This is a genomic window from Nocardiopsis mwathae, assembly GCF_014201195.1.
GTDB classification, from domain to species: Bacteria; Actinomycetota; Actinomycetes; order Streptosporangiales; family Streptosporangiaceae; genus Nocardiopsis_C; species Nocardiopsis_C mwathae.
On sequence record NZ_JACHDS010000001.1, the window covers coordinates 3,376,345 to 3,395,371 of the forward strand.

Sequence of the window (19,027 nt, forward strand, 5' to 3'; positions counted from 1 at the left end):
CGGCAGGAGCCTGGGGCAGGCGGTCGCCGTGCGGGTGAGCGGACGGCCGGGCCAGCGGCGGGGGCCGACCCCTGCGGCCGGTCCCGGTTCCGTACCAAGGGGCGGCCACGGAGAGGGTGGGAGGAGCGCCCCGATCGGCCCCCGCACCGGACAGCTCTCCCCCTTCGTTGATCTCGGGGATATCGGGGTGTCGGGGGCGATTTTTACCCCGACATCTCCGAGATCAACGGAATCGGGGGCCGATCGCAGGCATCACCACTCGATGCCGCGCTGCCCCTTCTGGCCCGCGTCCATCGGGTGTTTGACCTTGGTCATCTCGGTGACGAGGTCGGCGGCGTCCAGGATGCGCCGGTCGGCGTCGCGGCCGGTGATGATGACGTGCTGGTCGCCCGGTCGGTCCCGCAGGGTCGCGACGACGTCGTCCACGTCCACCCACCCCCATTTCATCGGGTAGGTGAACTCGTCGAGCACGTAGAGCCGGTAGGTCTCGGCGGCCAGATCGCGCTTGATCTGGCTCCAGCCCTCGGCGGCGTCGGCGGCGTGGTCCTCCTCGGTCCCGGGGCGCTGGATCCAGGACCAGCCCTCGCCCATCTTGTTCCAGGTGACGGTGCCGCCCTCGGAGGTCTCCCCCAGGACGCGCAGCGCCTTCTCCTCGCCGATCCGCCACTTCGCGGACTTCACGAACTGGAAGACGCCGATGTCCCACCCCTGCGCCCAGCCGCGGGTGGCCAGGCCGAAGGCGGCGGTGGACTTGCCCTTGCCGGGGCCGGTGTGCACGATCAGCAGCGGCCGGTTGCGCCGCTGGCGGGTGGTCAGCCCGTCGTCGGGGACGTAGGCGGGTTTGCCCTGGGGCATCTGCGGAGTCCTTGTCTGTCGCTGTCGGTCGATCGCTGTCACTGGATGTCGGTCGATGTGGCCGTCTCGTTCGCCCACCGCCGGCCTCCGGCTCAGGCCGCGCTGTTCCGGGTATGCCGGGTGTGCCGGACCAGTCCGCTCAGGGCATCGGCGCCCAGTTCCTCCAGCCGGACCGCGGTCCCGCCCATGGCGGCGGCCAGACGGCCGGCCAGCCCCAGCCGGACCGCGCCCGACTCGCAGTCGACGACGACGGTCTCCACCCCTTGGGCGCCGATCCATGCCCCGGCGCGCAGGGCGTCGTCGAGTGCGCCGTGTGTGGCCCGGCCGTCGGTGACGACGACCAGCAGCGGGCGGCGCCGCGGGTCGCGCAGGCGCTCGATGCGCAGGACGTCGGCCGCGCGCAGCAGCCCCGCGGCCAGCGGGGTGCGCCCTCCCGTCCGGAGTTCGCGCAGGCGGCGCGCGCCCGCCTCGACCGAGGAGGTGGGCGGCAGGTCGAGTTCGGCGCCGCGGCCGCGGAACGTCACCAGCCCGACCTTGTCGCGCCGCTGGTAGGCGTCGAGCAGCAGGCTGAGCACCGCGCCCTTCACTGCGCGCATGCGCTGCCGCGCCGCCATGGAGCCGCTGGCGTCCACGCAGAACAGGACGAGGTTGCCTTCGCGCCCCTCGCGCACGGCCTCTCGCAGGTCGGACCCGTCGAGGAGCAGCCCGGGGCCGGTGCGGCCGCGCGCCCGCTGGTGCGGGGCGGCCGCCCGCAGTGTCCCGGTCAGGTGCAGCGCGCCGACGCGCTCGCGGGGCGGGCGGGCGCCCGATGTCCTGCCGTAGGGGGTTTCGGCGCGGGAGCGGCGGCCGGGGGTGCCGTGGCCGATCCCGGCGACGCTGAACAGCCGCGGCCGGTAGGTGTCCCCCGCCTCGGCGGTGCTGTCGCCGGTGGGGTGTTCCGTTCCCGCAGGGGGATCCGGGGGAGACGAAGGCGGGGCTTCCTCCTGCGGTTCCTGGCGCGGGGCGTCGTCGGGCGCGGGGGCCTCGGCGCCGTTCCGCTGCCCCCGGTCCACCTCGGCGTCCCCCGGACCGGGGTCGGCGCCGCCGTCGTCGGGACGCCCCGGGTCCTCGTCCGGGGCGTCCTCACCGGCTTTTGGGTCCGCATCACCCGCCTGGTCGAGCGCATCCTGCAGGCGGTCCTCGTCGAGGTCCGGGGCGTCGAAGGGGTCGCGGCGGCGCCGGTGCGGCAGGGCCAGGCGGGCGGCGTCGCGGACGTCGTCGGAGGTGACCTCGATGTGGTCGCGCCAGGCGGCCAGGGCCATGGCCGCGCGGGCGGTGACGATGTCCGCCCGCAGCCCGTCGACCTCGAACGCCGCGCACACGGCGGTGACCTGGCGCAGCGCGGCGTCGGAGAGGACGACCCCGGGCAGCCGCTTGCGTGCGGCGCGGATGTGCGCGGCGAGTTCGGCGTCCTCGCCGGAGTATCCGGCGGCGAAGGCTCCGGGGTCGGTCTCGAAGGCGAGGCGGCGGCGCACCACCTCGGCCCGCTCGGCCGGGTCGCGGGTGGCGGCGACCTCGACCGTGAGGCCGAAGCGGTCCAGCAGCTGCGGGCGCAGCTCGCCCTCCTCCGGGTTCATGGTGCCGACCAGAAGGAACCGTGCGGCGTGCGCGACCGACACGCCCTCGCGCTCGACGTGCGAGGTACCCATCGCCGCCGCGTCCAGGAGGAGGTCGACGAGGTGGTCGTGGAGCAGATTGACCTCGTCGACATAGAGGACGCCGCGGTGTGCGGCGGCGAGCAGGCCGGGTTCGAAGGCTTTGACACCCTCGGTGAGCGCGCGCTCGATGTCCAAGGAGCCCACCAGGCGGTCCTCACTCGCGCCGACCGGCAGCTCCACGAGGCGTGCGGCGCGCTCGGCGGGGACGGCGCCGTGGGGGTGGGGCCCGTCGGGGCACCGGGGGTCCGCGGCGGCGGGGTCGCAGGAGAACCGGCAGCCGTCGACGATGTCGAGGTCGGGCAGGAGCGCGGCGAGGGCGCGCACGACGGTGGATTTCGCGGTGCCCTTCTCACCTCGGACCAGCACACCGCCGACCGCCGGGGAGACGGCGTTGATCAGCAGCGCCAGTTTCAGGTCGTCCATGCCGACGACCGCGCTGAAGGGGTAGCGAGCCGGAGCGCTCACGCGGGTCAGTCCTTCCTCGGGAGTCCACGCCCATAGGGGTCGGTCGCGGCGCCGTGCAGTCTCCTGGCTCCCAGATCGCCGCGTCCCCGCCGCCTTCCCACCGGTGTCGTCCGGCAGTGGCTACGGTCGCGGGTCCGCTCCCTGGTCACAGTGGCGGGACCGCCCCGGATTCGCACCGGGTTCCTGCGTGCGGCGGCGGACCCCGGTAGGGCCGCACCGCCGACGTCGGCACCGCCCACCAGAATGGCACACGCCCGCCGGAGGACACTCCCGCGTCGGCTTTTCGGGCCGACCGGCCTATCCGGATGCTGAAACCGGTTCTAGCATGCGGTCCAGGCACCCGCTTCCCGCCGAGCGACCGATGGAGCGCACATGGCCACGGACCTGAAGCTGGGACTCGCGGTGGGGTACTGGGGTGCCCGCCCCGACGACGCCACCGCGACCGTACGGGCCGCCGAGGCCCTCGGGTACGACTCGGTGTGGACCGCCGAAGCCTACGGATCCGACGCCTTCACCCCGCTGGCCTGGTACGGAGCCCGGACCGAACGGATCGGCCTGGGCACCGGGATCGTGCAGCTCTCGGCGCGCACCCCGGTCGCCACCGCCATGCACGCGCTCACCCTCGACCACCTGTCCGGTGGGCGCCTGCGGCTCGGCATCGGGGTGTCCGGCCCGCAGGTGGTGGAGGGCTGGTACGGGCAGCCGTTCCCCCGCCCGCTGCAGCGGACCCGCGAGTACCTGGACATCATGCGCCGGGTCTGGCGCCGCGAGGCACCGGTCACCGCGCCGGGACCGCACTACCCGCTCCCCTATCCGGGCGGGACCGGGCTGGGCAAGCCGCTGAAGCCGATCACCCACCCGCTGCGCCCGCACATCCCCGTCTACCTGGGTGCCGAGGGACCGAAGAACGTCGCGCTGGCCGCCGAGATCGCCGACGGCTGGACCCCCCTCTTCTACCACCCGCGGATCAGCCCCGACGTGTACGCCGACGCGCTCGCCGGCGCCCCCGACGGCTTCGACATCGCCTGCACGGTCGCGGTGATCCCGCACGAGGACACCGCCGCGGCGCTGCGCGCGGCCAAGGCGCCGATCGCCTTCTACATCGGCGGCATGGGCGCCCGGGATGAGAACTTCCACCTCAACGTGTTCGTGCGCATGGGCTTCGCCGAGGCAGCCCACCGGGTGCAGGAGCTCTTCCTGGCCGGGCGCCGTGAGGAGGCGGTCGATGCCGTCCCCGACGACCTGGCCGACGGCCTCTCCCTGGTCGGCCCGCTTCCGCGCATCGCCGAACGCCTCGGGGCCTGGCGCGACAGCCCCGTCACCACCCTCCTCGCCGCCGGCGTCCGCGACGAACCCACTCTCCGCGCCTTCCGCGACCTGGTCCTGGGGTGACCGAGCCGGGATCGGCCCTCGACGACCTCAGTCCCACACGCGGGCCAGTAGCCATTCGCCGGTGGTGGAGTCGTGGCGGAGTTCGTAGACGCCCGGGGCGCGGTCCGCGCCGGCTTCGACGCGCCAGAACGTGCGCTGGGGCAGGCGGTCGTGGGCGGCGGGGGTCCAGTCGGTACGCAGGGTGACCCAGTGGTCGATGATCCGTCGGACCGTGTAGATCCGCCCGTCCCAGGTGAAGCGCTGCGGGCGGCCCTCCCGATCGACCACCGAGATCCGAACACCGTAGACACGTGCCACCGGGCCACTCCCCTCATCGCGTGCGCGCCCGCGTCCGCGGCGCGCGAAGGCCGTCGACCCGCGGGGAAGAGCAGGTTCACGTTCGAACAGGTGTTCTAATCATAGCCGGATGGGCCGCCGCCCGGAAGCGCAAAGTGTGTTCGCGTGTCCGCAACGTGTTCGGGAATCATGGCGAGACGTACGTGTCCGCACGTGCCTGGCACGTGCGGCATCCCCTGCACCCGGTACGAGGTCACCCGGCGACCGCACCCGCGCGGTGTCCGGCCGTCGTCGGTACGCTGTGAGGCGCGAACCCCCGTGAGCCACAAAGGAAAACCACAACTGTGACGTCGAACGAGCACGAGCGCGCCAAACCCCTCCGAACCGGCGACCCCCACGAGCTCGGGGACTACCGCATCGTGGGACGACTCGGCCGCGGCGGCATGGGCACCGTCTACCTCGCCAAGGACGCCTCCGACCGCTTCGTCGCGGTCAAGCTCATCCACCCCGACCTCACCGACGACGAGGACTTCCGCCGCCGCTTCGCCCGCGAGGTCCGGTCCGCACGGCGGGTCGCGCGCTTCTCCACCGCCGGGGTCATCGACGCGGAACTGGACAGCGACCCGCTCTACATCGTCTCCGAGTACGTCCCGGGCCCCAACCTGTCCGAGGCGATCAACGCCGAGGGGCCGATGCAGGGCGGAACCCTGGAGAGCCTGGCCATGGGGGTGGCGGCCGCGCTCACCGCGATCCACGGCGCAGGGGTGATCCACCGCGACCTCAAGCCCGCCAACGTCCTGCTGTCGAGCGTGGGGCCGAAGGTGATCGACTTCGGCATCGCTCGCGCCATGGACGACGACGGCTCGGTCACCCGTTCCAGCCAGCTCATGGGCACCCCCGCCTACCTCGCGCCCGAGCTCGTCATGGGCGGGGAGATCACCCCGGCCTCCGACATCTTCTCCTGGGGCTGTCTGATCGCCTTCGCCGGAACCGGCACGACCCCCTTCGACGCCCAGAGCGTCCCGGCCGTGCTGCATCTCATCAGCTCGGCGCCGCCGAACCTGGACGGCCTCGATCCGAGCCTGGACGAGCTGGTGCGCCGGGCGCTCGACAAGGACCCGAAGAACCGGCCCACCGCCCAGCAGCTGCTCAACCGCCTGGTCGGGCAGGAGAACCCCACCGAGTCCGTCGTGGACCGGACCGTGGAGCGCTCGTGGACTCCGCCGTCCACACCGCGGTCGGACGCCGCAGCGGCGGCGGGCTTGGCGGGGGCCGCCGCCGGTGCGGCCGCGGGCACGGCGGCGGAATCCGCCCCGACCGCGGCGATGCGCGAGGCCGGTGCGGCCACTCCCACGGACGCGGTGAACCCGGCCGACCAGACCACCCACGCCATGCCGCCCGAGGCCGACCGGCAGCCCTCCGCCTATCCGTCGGCGCCGCACCCCTCCGCCCAGGACCGGGTCCCCTCCGGCCCGCAGCAGCCCTCCTACGGCCCGCCGCCGTCCGGAGCACCGGTCACGGGCCCGCCGCCCGGCCCGGCGTTCGGAGCGCCCCCGCCCTACGGCCCGCCCTCGGGGCCGCAGCAGTCCCCCTACGGCGGCCCGCCGCAGCCGGGCGGGCAGCCGCCGATGGGCGCCGCCCCGCAGCCGGGGGCCTTTCCGTACCCCGGCGCTCCGTCTCCGCCCTACGGCCAGCCGTCCCACACCCCGATGGCGCCCGGCGGACCCGGTGCGCACGGCGGCCCGGGCCGACCGCCGTCGGGGCCCGACCCGGCGGCCGCCCCCGCGCCCGGGGGCGGGCGGAAGAAGCTGATGATGATCGGCGGGGGCGTCGGCGCGGTGGTCCTGCTGCTGGCCTCCGGCATCGTCGGGTCCTACCTGTTGAGCGGCCCGGAGTTCCCGTCGGGGACCAACATCTACACCGACGAGTTCGCCGATCCGAACTCCGGCTGGTCGGCCGATGACTCCGACGACCCCTTCGACGCACGCGAACACAACCGCGGTTACACCGACGACGGCCGCTACGCGCTGCGCGCCACCCGCGACGACACGGTCACCCGGGCCGGATCCGCCTTCGAGGGCGACTACCCCGAGCAGCTCGCCGTCAGCGTCGACACCACGGTGCAGAGCGGTCCCGACTACGGGGAGATGGAGGTGTACTGCTTCTTCAACAAGGACGACGAGACCCGCTATTCGGTGACCGTTCGCTTCGACGGCAGCGAGGCCCGGATCCGCCGGGTCGGCGGCGAGTCGGGCATCTCCACACTCGAACAGGTCACCGACGGCGTCCCCGGGTATCAGGCCCCTGAGGCCGACCGGGAGGACGAGGACAAGCCGGTCAACACCCTGCAGGTGACCTGCGAGCGCCAGGAGGAGGAGAGCGGGGGCTCGACCGAGCGGAGCATCGCGGTCGGCCTGTGGGTCAACGGCTCGCACGTGATGAACGCCGTGGACGACAACCCGGTGCAGAACGGCGTCGCCGGCCTCGGCGTCACCCGCGAGGGCGGGGGCAGCGGCGGGGATGCCATCGTGTACTTCGACGACTTCAGGATGAGCAAGCTGGACCCCGAAGGGGACAACGGGGGCTGAGGGGGCCGGGGCGGGTCCGTGCGCGGTCGAGCGCGGGACACCCACCGCCCCGCCCGCACACCCGAGGGACCGACACCGCGGAGGAGCCGTGAGCATGCGCGCCATCGTCATCGAGGAGCCCGGCGGGCCGGAGGTCCTGCGACCGTGCGAGGTGGACGACCCGCGGCCCGGGCCCGGGCAGGTGGTGGTCGACGTCGAGGCCGCCGGCGTCAACTTCATCGACATCTACCAGCGCACCGGTGTCTACCCCGTCCCCCTGCCCTACACCCCGGGCCTGGAGGGTGCGGGCACGGTCACCGCCGTCGGCGCGGGCGTGGCCGACCTGGCGGAGGGGCAGCGCGTCGCCTGGGTGTCGGCGCCCGGGGGCTACGCGCGGCGCGCGGCCGTCCCCGCCGAGCGGGTCGTCCCGGTCCCCGACGGTGTGTCCACCGAGCGGGCCGCCGCGGTGATGCTGCAGGGACTGACCGCGCACTACCTCACGCACGCGACCTACCCGGTCCGCCCGGGCGACGACGTGCTGGTGCACGCCGCTGCCGGAGGCACCGGCCTGCTGCTGGTGCAGCTGGCCAAGGCACGCGGCGCCCGCGTCATCGGCACGGTGTCCACCGCGGCCAAGGAGAAGCAGGCGCGTGCGGCCGGGGCCGACGACATCATCCGCTACACCGAGGTGGGCGACGTGGCGGCCGCCGTGCGCGGGCTGACCGGCGGCGCGGGCGTGGCCGCGGTGTTCGACGGCGTGGGGGCCGACACCTTCGACGCCAGCCTGGCCTCGCTGCGGCGGCGCGGCGTGCTGGCGCTGTTCGGCCAGTCCAGCGGGGTGGTGCCGCCGGTGGACCCGCAGCGCCTGAACAGCGCCGGGTCGGTCTTCCTGACCCGGCCGAACCTCGCCGACCACATCGCCGACCGCGCCGAGCTGCTGCAGCGCACCACCGACGTCCTGGGGCTCGTGGACGCCGGAGAGCTGCGCGTGGAGATCGGCGGCCGCTATCCGCTCGCGGACGCCGCCCGGGCCCATGAGGACCTGGCCGCCCGCCGCACCACCGGCAAGCTGCTGCTGGTCTGAGCGGCGCCTACTCGTTGTCGTCGCGCTGGGACGGCAGCGGCCCGGGGCCGGCCGCGGCGGCCGCCTCCTTGCGCGCGTTGGCGACCGCCGCCGCGGCGCTCTCCGCCGCCTCGACCGCGGCCTGGGCGGCCGCGGGCCGGGGGCGCTGCTCGCCCTCGGTGATCCGGCGCGGTTCTCCCTCGCCTTCCTCCACCTCGTCGGTCGCGGTGCTCGGGGCCGCGGCGGGGCGTACGCCCTCCCCGGCCTCGCCGGCGAAGGCCTTGGTGACGTTCTGCACCGCCTGGGTCAGCTCGCCGGGGATCACCCAGAACGTGTTCCCCTCTCCGCTGGCCAGGTGCGGCAGGGTCTCCAGGTACTTGTAGGCCAGCAGCTTGGAGTCGGCGTCGTTGGCGTGCACGGCCTGGAAGACGCGCTCGACCGCCTGGGCCTCACCGTCGGCGCGCAGGATCCGGGCCTGCTGGTCTCCCTGGGCCTCCAGGATGGCCTGCTGCCGGGCGCCCTCGGCGGTCAGGATGCGGGACTGCCGCTCACCTTCGGCGTGCAGGATCACCGCGCGCTTGTCGCGCTCGGCCCGCATCTGCTTCTCCATCGCCTCCTTGATCGTCGGCGGCGGGTCGATGGCCTTGATCTCGACGCGGTTGGCGCGGATGCCCCACTTGCCGGTGGCGTCGTCGAGGACGCCGCGCAGCCGCGAGTTGATGGTCTCGCGCGAGGTCAGGGTCTGCTCAAGGTCCATGCCGCCGATGACGTTGCGCAGCGTGGTGATGGTCAGCTGGTCGATGGCCTGCAGGTAGTTGGCGACCTCGTAGGCGGCGGCGCGGGGATCGGTGATCTGGTAGTAGAGGACCGTGTCGATGTTGACCACGAGGTTGTCCTCGGTGATCACCGGCTGCGGCCGCGAGGAGAACACCTGTTCGCGCAGGTCGTACTTGGTGTTGACGCGGTCGACGCCCGGGATGATGAAGTTCAGGCCGGGCTGGAGTGTGCGCAGGAAGCGCCCGAACCGCTCGATGTTGTAGGCGCGCGCCTGCGGCACGATGCGCACCGTGGACACGACCAAGAGGACGGCGATGGCCGCGAGGACGATGAACAGGATGTCGAGCCCCATTGTGATCTCCTGCCTGCCGAAGGATCCGGGTGTGGGAGGACGATGCGGTGGCGGTGCCCGTGCGAGCGGGCGTCAGGGCAGTGCTTCGCGCGGATAGACGATGGCCGTCGCTCCTTCGATCTCCATGACGTCGACGTGGATACCCGGCGGAATGGAGTGGTCCTCGTCCAGCGACCGGGCCGACCACTCCTCACCGACGAGCTTGATGCGGCCCTTCTCTCCGGTGACCTCTTCGACGACCACGGCGGACCGGCCGACCAGGGCGTCGGCCCCGGAGCGGAGCAGGGGTGGCTGTTGCAGGTGGCGCTTGGCGATCGGGCGGACGATGAGCAGGCCGGCGGCGGACGTGACCACGAAGGCCACGACCTGCACCACGACGCCGAACCCCAGTGCGCCGGCGATCCCGGCGACGAGGGCCGCGATGGCGAGCAGCCCCAGGGACAGGGTCAGCGTGAAGATCTCCGCGATCCCCAGTGCGACCGCGGCGACCAACCACAGGATCCACAGCGACATACGTGACTGCCTCCCGTCCGAAAGTGGCGGGTATCACTACGAAAATACCCCTCCTGCCACGATCAAGCACTACATCGGCGGAGAGGTTCGCCATAGGTCCGTAATTCCCCGGTCCAAGGTCGCGGGGGCCGGTCCGCTGCGGACCGGCCCCCGCGCCCGCGGAGCGGTGCGGATCAGGGCCTGCGCTCGGTGAACTGCAGGGCCAACTGGTAGGTCGGGCGGTTCTGCCAGGCGATCGGCCACATGCCGATGCCGCCCAGCTGCGAGTGGATGACGGCGTCGGCGCAGACCTGGTCTCCGGCCGAGCAGTGGGCGTCGCCGGGGTAGACGTCGGAGGCGGGCGCCGCGGCCGCCTGGGCGAGGGAGTCCAGCAGGGCGGTGCGGCAGGCGCCGACGTCGCCGCCGCCGCAGTAGGCCTGGCCGAGCGGTGCCCGGACGTCGTCGCCGAGCACGTTGCGCAGGTCCTTGTCGACATAGGACCACCAGCCGTACTGGAAGCTGGAGCCCTTGTGGGTCTGGCCCTGCTTCACGTCGCCGGGCTCGCCGCCGAGGCTGCCCGAGGGCGATTCGTCGACCTGCACGATCCCGGTGAGGCCCGTGTAGAGGTCACTGCCCAGTTCCGGTTGGAACTGCGCCCGGACGAGCAGCGGCCACCAGGCGTCGAGCACCCGGATGGCGTCGGCGTGCGCGTAGTGTCCGGCGTCCCGCCGGGGTTCCCGGCGCAGGGCGCCGTCCTCCAGCCAGTCGCGCAGGCCCGCGACGGTCGCGGCGAGCTCGGGGTCCTCGACGGGGGCGGTGTCGATGACGCGCAGCAGCTGCGGCAGCACGCGCTCGGCGCGCAGGTCGGCGACGCCGGCCTCGGTCATGACCCGGGTGAGCGAGGCGACGGTGAACTTGTGGCCGTCGTCGATCAGTCCGGCGACGCGGGCGTCGAGCAGGTCGCCGCGGTGGACCGACCCGGTCCCGTAGCCGGAGGTGTAGCCGCGGGCGATCTTGTTGTTCCAGTTGACGAGGTAGTCCGGGTTCAGGGCGTTGGGGTGGCGGTCCGGTGGGAGGTAGTCGGCGCTGTTGTCGGCCGGGTCCCAGCCCGACCATCCGGCTTCGGAGTCGGCCCGGATGGGCAGGTTGGGGTCGGTGCCCGGGGTGCGCACGGGGTTGGCGCCGGAGTTGACGAAGGCGATGTCATCGGCGTCGGCGTAGTGCCAGTTGAAGGCGTAGCCGATGTCGGCGGCGGCTTGCCGGAAGTCGGTCGCCGAGGTGATGGTGCCGGGTTCGTTGAATTTCTGGAAGCCGATGAGGGAGTCGACCTCCCGCATGTAGGTGGAGCGGCGGGTGGCGAAAGCCACGGGGGTGTCGTCGACGGTGCCGAAACCGTCGACCAGCCCGTGGGAGGAGCGCAGGGCGGTGAGCGTGTAGGAGCCGGCGGGCGTCCGGTCGGCCACGCTGGGCGACCACGCGTTGTCCACGCTCAGCTCCTCGAACTCCACGCACCGGCCGTCGTCGACGTAGGCGCGGGAGTCCAGGCTCGGGGTGGAGCCGTCGGGTTCGCACAGTTCGAGGGCGAAGGTGTCGGTGATGTCCTGTCCGGCGGAGGTGGCGCTCCAGGCGTAGTCGGTGCCGCGCCCCATCTGCACGTAGAAGCTCACACCGGGGAAGGAGGCGCCGCGGGCGCTGATGCCGGGCCCCTGCAGCTCCTGGACCATGAGCAGCTGGGGGGAGAAGTAGCCGGTCTGCGGGCCCATGACGGCGACGGGGTTGCCGCTTTCGGTGTGCCGGCCGGCGACGAGCAGGGCGTTGGACATGCCGCGCTCTCCGTCCAGGAAGTCCTCGGGCAGGACGCCTGCGTCGAAGACGCCCTCGGCCGCGCTGAGATCGCCCTGCTCGATGAGGGCCTCGATGCGCTGCCGGTCGGACTCCGGGAGGTCATCGACGGTGGCGGCGTCGGTGGCGGTCGGCGCTTCGGCCACGGCGGGCGGCGGCGGGGGCGCCGGGGCCCGCGCTGCGGGGATGTCGGCGTCGTGCACGATGTCGTAGGGGACGACCGAGCCGGGGTCGGGCATGGCGACGCCGACGGGGGCCTCGGGGGTGGCGCTGTAGGGGAAGTCCCCGTCGACCGTGGTGACGGCCTCGGGGTCGTTCTCCATGCGCCAGGAGCGCCACAGCTCCTCGCCCCTCTCCGCGCCGTACTCGTTCTCGAAGGCCGCCTTGAGCAGGGCCGATCGTACCTCGCCGCCGCCTCCGCCGCCGAAGAGCAGGCCGACCATGGCGGCGATGCCGACGACGTCGGTGGTGGTGAAGTGCTCGATCTCGCCCCTCTGGGTGATGGCGTTCTTGTGCCCGGTGAGCACGTACTCGCCGGGGTAGTCGAGCCTGCGCTGGGAGCGGTCGATGTAGGCGTTGATGCCCTCGATGTAAGCCTCGACGTCGGCCAGGCCCTGGCGCCCGCGCTCACCGCCGGCGGCCACGCGGTCGATCTGGGCCTGCTTGTCGGCCTCGGTGTAGGGGGCGCCGCGCCACAGGGTCTGCTCCAGCGCCCGGTTGCTCGGCGCGCCCCCGGCGAAGGGGGTGAGCTGGCCGCGCCCGAGGTTGCGCAGCACGTCCATCAGGAAGAGCCGGTCCTCGGCGGCGGCGTACCCGGCGCCGTACATGGTGCCTTCGCGGGTGGTGCCGTGGATGCGGGGGATGCCGTGGGCGGCGTCGCGGACGATGGTGACGTCCTGACGCGGCCGGTACCGGCGGTCGACGCGGGAGCCGGCGACGCCGAACGAGGCGTCGGCGAAGTAGTCGCCCAGGTCGCCGTCGGTGAGTCCGTCGTGGTCGTGCAGGAGGTTGTCGTACATGTCCAGCTGCGAGGAGGAGTGCCTGGGGCGGGTCCCGAACAGCTGGTGGCCGATGATCTCGACGAGGGTGGCGTTGCCGTTCTGGCCGGGCGGGACGATGTCGCGGCAGATGCCGCCGGAGCAGTGGTCCTCGACGGCGGCCGCGAGCCGGGCCGCATCGTCGGGGGCTGCCGCGTCCGCCCGCTCCACGGCCGCTGCGGGGGCGGAGGCCATGCCGGTGAGGAGGCAGGCGAGTGCGGTCCCGGCGGCCGCGGCACCGAGGAGGCGGGGGTGGGGGATGATCATGTTGTACACCTCGTTTACGCGGGGCTGGCGGCAGGTTAAGCACCGACACCCTTTTCCCGAAAGAGATTCACATTCGCCCGAGCGCCGACGCGGCGGGCGGGCGCCGCGGCCGCGCCACCCGCCGGGATTCGCCGTCCCCCCGCCACCTGCGAGAAAAACAAGCGATCGCTTGCCCAGATCACGATGTGACCCACGACACAAGGGTCGGTGCGTGGCCGAATGTGGCCACTCCCCGCCCCGCCGCCCCGGAGCCGCCGCTCCGATGGGCCGGGCACGCCCGCCGCGGCTCCCGCCGCCGGTGCCATCGGCCCCCTGAAATGCCGCCCCCGCAGGGAGTTTGGCAATCGCCACGTCCCCGGCGAGAATGCCGGACATGAGCCACGGCCCCTACCCTTCACCGGATCCGAGCGACCCCTACCGGCAGCACCAGGCCGGCACCCCCTACGACCAGCCCTTCGCGGGCGGTGCGCCGCATCCGGGCGGTGACGTCGCACCGGGGCCGATGCCGGTCTACGGCGGCACGCCGCAGACCGGCGGGTGGCAGGCCCCGGCGGAGGCATACGGCGCCGAGCCACCGCTCACCACGATCGGGGACATCACGATCACCCGCACCGAGGTGATCACCCCGTCCGGGCGGTTCCCGATCAAGGGCAGCACCTGGAACGTCGCCGACATGACCCACCAGCACGAGACCATTCCCGCCTACGCGATCGTGCTGGCGATTCTCTTCTTCCTCTTCTGCCTTCTCGGGCTCTTGTTTCTCCTCATCAAAGAGCGCAGGATTACCGGAGGCATTCAGGTGACCGCACAGGGAGGCGGGGTGGTGCATTCGACGATGATCCCGGCCCGTGATCCGTCGACGATGATGCAGGTCATGCAGTCCGTCAATTACGCGCGTTCGCTGGCGGCCATGCCCTGACCGACCGTTCGGCGGCAAGAGGGAGCGGTGGGCCGGGGTCGCCCTGCGGAGACCTCCCGGCACTCCGGGTGACCACCGGGCGCACGGTGCCCGGAACGCCGCGGCGAATGCCCGGAAAAGCACAGGTCAGCGCGGATATTTCCGAAGCCCGGACCTGCGGGACGAAATGCGTCGTCAAGCTCCGGCACATTGCGGTTCAATTCTGATCCGACAACGGAATGATCACCATATTCGCCTGGGTGAGTACTTCGCATTCACGCGGCTAGGTTGCCGCTCATGACCGAATCCGCTCAAGGCGCGTTCTCCCCTGCCCGGGAGGCGCGCGTATCGTGACCGACTTCCTGGCGTATGTCGATCGGCAGTTCGACACGATCCTGCAGCAGACGATCCTGCACGCCAGCCTGATCGCCCAGTGCATCCTCATCGCGGCGGTCCTGGGCGTGGGGATCGGAGTCCTGGTCCACCGGAACGAGACCGCGGCGGCGCTGGCCACCGGCACCACCAGCATCATCTTCACCATCCCGTCGCTGGCCATGCTCGGCCTGCTGATCACCCCGCTCGGACTGGGCGTGGCGCCCACGGTGACGGCGATCGTGCTCTACTCACTGCTGCCGATCCTGCGCAACACCATCTCCGGGCTCAAGGGGGTCGACCCCGCGCTGGTGGACGCCGCCCACGGCATCGGCATGAGCCGCGCCCGCGTCCTGGTCCGGGTCCAGTTCCCGCTCGCCTGGCCCGCGATCCTGGCCGGACTGCGTGTCTCCACCCAGCTCGCCATGGGCATCGGCGCCATCGCCGCCTTCGTCAAGGGGCCCGGCCTGGGCGAGCTGATCTTCAGCGCGCTGGGGCGGCTCGGCACGGCCGACGCGCTGAACATGGCGCTGGCCGGAACGCTCGGCATCGTCCTGCTCGCCCTGCTGTTCGACCTCGCCTTCGTCCTGATCGGCAGACTGACCACCTCACGAGGGATCCGAATCCATGCCTGAGAGCACCGCCGCCCCGCACACGCCGGCCGCCCCCGCCGCGAGCGGTGACGACCGTGCCGGAGGCGTCCCCATCCGCCTCATCGAGGTGACCAAGCGCTTCGGCACCACCGCCGCGCCCGCCGTCGACGACCTCACCATGACCATCCCGGCCGGGGAGATCGTGGTGTTCCTCGGCCCCTCGGGGTGCGGCAAGACCACCACGATGCGGATGATCAACCGCCTCATCGAACCCACGTCGGGCCGCATCATGATCGGCGACACCGACGCCAAGCAGCAGCGCCCCGACGAGCTGCGCCGCCACATCGGCTACGTCATCCAGCAGGCCGGCCTCTTCCCGCACATGACGGTGGCCCAGAACATCGCGCAGGTCCCGCTGATGCTGGGCTGGCCCAAGCCGCGCATCGCCGAGCGCGTGGACGAGCTGCTCACCCTCGTGGGGCTGGACCCGGCCGAGTACCGCCGCCGCTACCCGCGCCAACTCTCCGGCGGGCAGCAGCAGCGTGTGGGGGTCGCCCGCGCGCTGGCCGCCGACCCGCCGGTGCTGCTGATGGACGAACCGTTCGGCGCGCTCGACCCGATCACCCGGGAGAACCTGCAGGACGAGCTGCTGCGGCTGCAGCGCGAGCTGTCCAAGACCATCGTCTTCGTCACCCACGACGTCGACGAGGCGCTCAAGCTGGGCGACCGCATCGCCATCCTGGACACCGGCTCCACCATCGTCCAGTACGCCCGTGCCGAGGAGATCCTCACCAACCCGGCCAACGCCTACGTCGAGCAGTTCATCGGCGGCGAAAGCTCGATGCGGCTGCTCAAACTCACCCGCGTCGCCGACATCACCCCGGAGAACATCGCCACCGCGCGGTTCGACGACAGCGCCGCCGAGGTGCACCTCAGGCTCACCGAGACGGGCGCCGAGCGGGCCATCGTGCTCGACGAGCGCGACCGGCCGCTGCACTGGGCGCACCCCGCCGAACTGGCGGCCGCGCCCGGCACCGTCGCCGACCTCGCCGGCGCGCGGGACGACCGACTCAGCACCGTCGTCTCCGCCGACGCCACCCTGCGCGAGGCGATGGAGGCCCTGCTCAACTGCCCCGAGGACATCGTCCCCATCGTGGCGGACGGCGCCTACGCCGGCGCCGTCACCCTGGCCTCCGTCCAGGGCCACATCTCGGCCATCTACGAACGGCAGAAGGAGCTGCGCCGCCGGCGCCTGGCCGCGGGACTCCCCCCGGTGTCGCTGACCGCCGACCCCGAGGACAGTGCCGGGAGCGAGCCCCCGGAGGAGACCGAGGCCGCCGTCGCGGCGGGTGAGGCCTCATGACCGCGCCGGTACGGTCCTCGGCCGCCCCCGACGGCGTCAGCGCCGCCGAGAAGCACGCGGACGAAGCAGCCTCACCGCTGGGCAGCGGGCTGCGGCTGTTCATCACCCCCGCGGTGATCCTGCTGCTGGCGGGCGGGGCACTGCTCTACACCTGGCTCGGCGACGGCCTGGGCTACCTCGACAACACCGAGCTGCGCTCGCTCAACCTCGACAACATCGCGCGGCGCACCTCCGAGCACCTCCAGCTCTCCGCGGTGGCGACGATCATCGTGCTCATCCTCGCGATCCCGCTCGGGATCGCGGTCAGCCGCAGAAGCATGCGCTGGTCGACCCCGATCGTGCTGGGCATCGCCAACATCGGGCAGTCGGCGCCGCCCATCGGCGTGCTGGTCCTGCTCGCAGCGAGCATCGGCATCGGCTTCTGGCCGGCCGTCATCGGGCTGGTCCTCTACGCGGTGCTGCCCGCTCTGCGCAACACCATGGTCGGCCTCCAGCAGGTGGACCCCGCGCTGATCGACGCCGCCCGCGGCATCGGCATGCCCGGCTGGCGGGTGCTGCTCAAGGTCGAGCTGCCACTCGCGCTTCCGCTCATCCTCGCGGGCATCCGCACCACCCTGGTACTGCTCGTCGGCATGGTGGGCCTGGCGATCTTCATCAACGCCGGCGGCCTGGGGCAGATCGTCGTCGCCGGGAACAGCACCGGCCGCGACGTGACCCTGTTCATCGGATCGCTGCTGATCGCCCTGCTGGCCCTCCTCATCGACTGGATCGCCGGAGTGGTCAACCGACTCGTTCAACCGAAGGGACTCACCTGATGCGCAACCGCACGACCGGCATCGCCGCCGCCACCGCCGGGCTGGCACTGCTCGCCACCGGATGCGGGCTGGACGGCGGCGGAGGCGGCAGCGTCGACGTGGAGGCCGGTTCCATCCCCACCTTCGAGGAGCTGGAAGGGCAGACCATCACCGTCGGCTCCAAGGAGCTCACCGAGCAGCTCATCCTCGGCCAGATCGCCGTCCAGGCGCTCAGCGCCGCCGGGGCCGACGTCCGCGACGAGACCAACATCGCCGGCAGCGAGAACGCGCGCCGCGCCATACTCAACGGCGACATCGACCTGATGTGGGAGTACACCGGGACGGCCTGGCTCATCTACGAGGGCCAGGAAGAGGTCATCAAGGACTCGCGCGAGCAGTACGAGGCGATCCGCGACCGCGACCTCGAAGAGAACGGCATGGTGTGGATCGACCCGCCGGCCCCGATGAACAACACCTACGCGCTCGTGGTCACCCAGGAGACCGCCGACACCTACGGGCTGAAGGGGATCTCCGACTTCCTGGACATCCCCGCCGACGAGCGGTCGCTGTGCGTGGACACCGAGTACCACGACCGCTCCGACGGGCTGGCCCAGACGCGCGAGGACTACGGGATCACCACCGACGACCTCTCCGACTCCGACGTGCAGACCATGGACTCCGGCGTGGTGTACACCTCCGTCGCCGATGGCGAGTGCACCGTGGGCTCGGCCTACTCCACCGACGGCCGCATCAAGGCGCTGGGTCTGAAGATGCTGGAGGACGACCGGGACGTCTTCCCGATCTACAACCCGGCGATCACCGTCAAGGAGGAGTTCGCCGAGGAGTACCCGATGCTCGACGAGATCTTCGGCCCCATCGCCGAGAAGCTCGACACCGAGACCGTGACCGCCCTCAACGCCCAGGCCGACCAGGACGGCGACGACGTCGCCGACGTGGCCAAGGAGTGGCTGGTCGAGGAAGGCTTCCTCAAGGGGTAGGCGCGACCGGCCGGGGCGCCGCGCGGGCCGGAGCCGCGGGGGTCCCCCGCGGGACCCGGACGGCTCCGGCGGCGCGCGGCGCCCCGACGGCTCACCCGGCGGCCGCGGCCCGCTCCTCATCGGCTTCCTCGGCCCGTCGCCCGATCGGCGCGCCGGTTTCCGGCGCCGCGGGTTCGGACCCGGCCACGGCGGCCTGCGGGGTGGTGAGGCGGTCGGTCAGGAGGTCACGCACGTACGCGGCGATCGGGCGCTCCCCGGCGGCCGCGCCGAGCGCACCGAACTCTTCTGCGCTGAAGGAGACGGTGAGCCGGCGATTGCCGTCGGCCGCACGCCGCGGCAGCCCCAGCATCCGGCGGTGCAGCCCCTCCAGTGCCTCCGGCGGGACCGGGCCGTAGGACGCCTCCAGCTGCGACAGCCACTCGCGCAGCTCGCTCCAGCGGGCGTAGCGCCCGGCCAGGACGTAGAGGTAGGACTCGACGTCCCGGTGCCCGGCCGCCCGCTGCAGCTCGGCGTGGGTCACCGGATCGAGGACGAGGACGACGCGGCGGGCCGCACCGGTCATTGCGGGGACGACGGGGTCGGGGGTGGACATGCTCACCTGGAGTACCTCCGAAAGGCTGGGTGGACGCCCCCGGCGGGACGGCCGGGGGCCGGTGAACGGTCGTCGACTCGGCACGGGTCCGCCGCCGTCCGGGGCTCCCCGGACCATCGCCCGCGTCCCCACCCTCCAGCGGGACGCGCCCCGACGTGTCTCGCATGTGACCGCGATCTCGACGGCCACGCTAGCCGGGGCCCCGCCCGGGCGGGGCCGTCGTCCACAGCCGGCATCACGCCAGGCACTCCCCCGCCGCAGCGGCCCACCGCCCGCACACGACCCCACCTGCGCGCCTGGGGCACGGTCATGCTCAGGCGAGGCGCACGCCGAGT

Annotated in this window: 15 protein-coding genes and 1 riboswitch; of the genes, 8 read left to right on the plus strand and 7 right to left on the minus strand. The window is 72.6% G+C overall.

Features of this window, described 5'->3' with window-relative positions:
* Nucleotides 1-252: 252 nt before the first annotated feature.
* The gene (gene cobO / locus HNR23_RS14550) at nucleotides 253-855 is read right to left on the minus strand and encodes a cob(I)yrinic acid a,c-diamide adenosyltransferase (protein ID WP_184076088.1); all 603 of its coding nucleotides are present in this window, start codon (nucleotides 853-855) and stop codon (nucleotides 253-255) included.
* A gap of 92 nt (nucleotides 856-947) precedes the next feature.
* Nucleotides 948-3,017, minus strand: coding sequence for a putative cobaltochelatase (locus tag HNR23_RS14555; protein ID WP_184076089.1), 2,070 nt, complete (start codon nucleotides 3,015-3,017; stop codon nucleotides 948-950).
* A gap of 56 nt (nucleotides 3,018-3,073) precedes the next feature.
* Nucleotides 3,074-3,203, minus strand: a riboswitch (cobalamin riboswitch).
* Nucleotides 3,204-3,389: 186 nt separating this feature from the next.
* Between HNR23_RS14555 and HNR23_RS14560 the strand changes: the two genes are divergently transcribed.
* Nucleotides 3,390-4,409, plus strand: coding sequence for an LLM class F420-dependent oxidoreductase (locus HNR23_RS14560; protein ID WP_184076090.1), 1,020 nt, complete (start codon nucleotides 3,390-3,392; stop codon nucleotides 4,407-4,409).
* Nucleotides 4,410-4,436: 27 nt separating this feature from the next.
* Here the strand turns inward: HNR23_RS14560 and HNR23_RS14565 are convergent, their stop codons facing one another.
* Nucleotides 4,437-4,706, minus strand: coding sequence for a DUF6504 family protein (locus HNR23_RS14565; RefSeq protein ID WP_184076091.1), 270 nt, complete (start codon nucleotides 4,704-4,706; stop codon nucleotides 4,437-4,439).
* Between the two features lie 323 nt (nucleotides 4,707-5,029).
* Here HNR23_RS14565 and HNR23_RS14570 point away from each other — a divergent pair, with 323 nt between their 5' ends.
* Both HNR23_RS14570 and HNR23_RS14575 read left to right on the plus strand, forming a co-directional pair.
* Nucleotides 5,030-7,273 (plus strand): protein kinase domain-containing protein, encoded by a 2,244-nt coding sequence (locus tag HNR23_RS14570; protein WP_184076092.1) that lies wholly within the window; start codon nucleotides 5,030-5,032, stop codon nucleotides 7,271-7,273.
* A 94-nt stretch (nucleotides 7,274-7,367) separates the two neighbouring features.
* On the plus strand, nucleotides 7,368-8,336 hold the full coding sequence (locus HNR23_RS14575; protein WP_184076093.1) for a quinone oxidoreductase family protein: 969 nt from the start codon (nucleotides 7,368-7,370) through the stop codon (nucleotides 8,334-8,336).
* A gap of 7 nt (nucleotides 8,337-8,343) precedes the next feature.
* Here HNR23_RS14575 and HNR23_RS14580 read toward each other — a convergent pair whose 3' ends face one another.
* The 3 genes from HNR23_RS14580 to HNR23_RS14590 form a co-directional block, all read right to left on the minus strand.
* Nucleotides 8,344-9,444, minus strand: coding sequence for an SPFH domain-containing protein (locus tag HNR23_RS14580; RefSeq protein ID WP_184076094.1), 1,101 nt, complete (start codon nucleotides 9,442-9,444; stop codon nucleotides 8,344-8,346).
* Between the two features lie 72 nt (nucleotides 9,445-9,516).
* Nucleotides 9,517-9,957 carry an NfeD family protein gene (locus HNR23_RS14585; protein WP_184076095.1) on the minus strand — a complete coding sequence of 147 codons (441 nt, stop codon included), beginning with the start codon at nucleotides 9,955-9,957 and terminating at the stop codon, nucleotides 9,517-9,519.
* Nucleotides 9,958-10,130: 173 nt separating this feature from the next.
* A complete protein-coding gene (locus HNR23_RS14590) occupies nucleotides 10,131-13,082 on the minus strand; it encodes a penicillin acylase family protein (protein ID WP_184076096.1) in 2,952 nt (983 codons plus the stop codon).
* A gap of 373 nt (nucleotides 13,083-13,455) precedes the next feature.
* Between HNR23_RS14590 and HNR23_RS14595 the strand changes: the two genes are divergently transcribed.
* The 5 genes from HNR23_RS14595 to HNR23_RS14615 all read left to right on the plus strand — a co-directional run bounded on the left by HNR23_RS14595 (nucleotide 13,456) and on the right by HNR23_RS14615 (nucleotide 18,100).
* On the plus strand, nucleotides 13,456-14,001 hold the full coding sequence (locus HNR23_RS14595) for a hypothetical protein (protein WP_184076097.1): 546 nt from the start codon (nucleotides 13,456-13,458) through the stop codon (nucleotides 13,999-14,001).
* A 329-nt stretch (nucleotides 14,002-14,330) separates the two neighbouring features.
* Nucleotides 14,331-14,987: an ABC transporter permease subunit gene (locus HNR23_RS14600; protein ID WP_184076098.1), complete on the plus strand. Its 657-nt coding sequence runs from the start codon at nucleotides 14,331-14,333 to the stop codon at nucleotides 14,985-14,987.
* Nucleotides 14,980-16,308: an ABC transporter ATP-binding protein gene (locus tag HNR23_RS14605; RefSeq protein WP_184076099.1), complete on the plus strand. Its 1,329-nt coding sequence runs from the start codon at nucleotides 14,980-14,982 to the stop codon at nucleotides 16,306-16,308. Before HNR23_RS14600 ends, HNR23_RS14605 begins: the two co-directional genes overlap by 8 nt.
* Nucleotides 16,305-17,123, plus strand: a complete 819-nt coding sequence (locus tag HNR23_RS14610; protein ID WP_184076100.1) for an ABC transporter permease — start codon at nucleotides 16,305-16,307, stop codon at nucleotides 17,121-17,123. The genes HNR23_RS14605 and HNR23_RS14610 overlap by 4 nt, the downstream gene beginning before the upstream one ends.
* Nucleotides 17,123-18,100: a glycine betaine ABC transporter substrate-binding protein gene (locus tag HNR23_RS14615; RefSeq protein WP_184076101.1), complete on the plus strand. Its 978-nt coding sequence runs from the start codon at nucleotides 17,123-17,125 to the stop codon at nucleotides 18,098-18,100. Before HNR23_RS14610 ends, HNR23_RS14615 begins: the two co-directional genes overlap by 1 nt.
* 91 nt (nucleotides 18,101-18,191) lie before the next feature.
* Here HNR23_RS14615 and HNR23_RS14620 read toward each other — a convergent pair whose 3' ends face one another.
* Nucleotides 18,192-18,692: a hypothetical protein gene (locus HNR23_RS14620; protein WP_246422159.1), complete on the minus strand. Its 501-nt coding sequence runs from the start codon at nucleotides 18,690-18,692 to the stop codon at nucleotides 18,192-18,194.
* Nucleotides 18,693-19,027 lie beyond the last annotated feature (335 nt).

Excerpts from the sequence above, each read along its gene's own strand:
- cobO (WP_184076088.1), bottom strand. The coding sequence starts at position 855 with ATGCCCCAGGGCAAACCCGCCTACGTCCCCGACGACGGGCTGACCACC.
- HNR23_RS14560 (WP_184076090.1), top strand. The coding sequence starts at position 3,390 with ATGGCCACGGACCTGAAGCTGGGACTCGCGGTGGGGTACTGGGGTGCC.
- HNR23_RS14575 (WP_184076093.1), top strand. The coding sequence starts at position 7,368 with ATGCGCGCCATCGTCATCGAGGAGCCCGGCGGGCCGGAGGTCCTGCGA.
- HNR23_RS14580 (WP_184076094.1), bottom strand. The coding sequence starts at position 9,444 with ATGGGGCTCGACATCCTGTTCATCGTCCTCGCGGCCATCGCCGTCCTC.
- HNR23_RS14585 (WP_184076095.1), bottom strand. The coding sequence starts at position 9,957 with ATGTCGCTGTGGATCCTGTGGTTGGTCGCCGCGGTCGCACTGGGGATC.
- HNR23_RS14590 (WP_184076096.1), bottom strand. The coding sequence starts at position 13,082 with ATGATCATCCCCCACCCCCGCCTCCTCGGTGCCGCGGCCGCCGGGACC.
- HNR23_RS14595 (WP_184076097.1), top strand. The coding sequence starts at position 13,456 with ATGAGCCACGGCCCCTACCCTTCACCGGATCCGAGCGACCCCTACCGG.
- HNR23_RS14605 (WP_184076099.1), top strand. The coding sequence starts at position 14,980 with ATGCCTGAGAGCACCGCCGCCCCGCACACGCCGGCCGCCCCCGCCGCG.
- HNR23_RS14610 (WP_184076100.1), top strand. The coding sequence starts at position 16,305 with ATGACCGCGCCGGTACGGTCCTCGGCCGCCCCCGACGGCGTCAGCGCC.
- HNR23_RS14615 (WP_184076101.1), top strand. The coding sequence starts at position 17,123 with ATGCGCAACCGCACGACCGGCATCGCCGCCGCCACCGCCGGGCTGGCA.
- HNR23_RS14620 (WP_246422159.1), bottom strand. The coding sequence starts at position 18,692 with ATGTCCACCCCCGACCCCGTCGTCCCCGCAATGACCGGTGCGGCCCGC.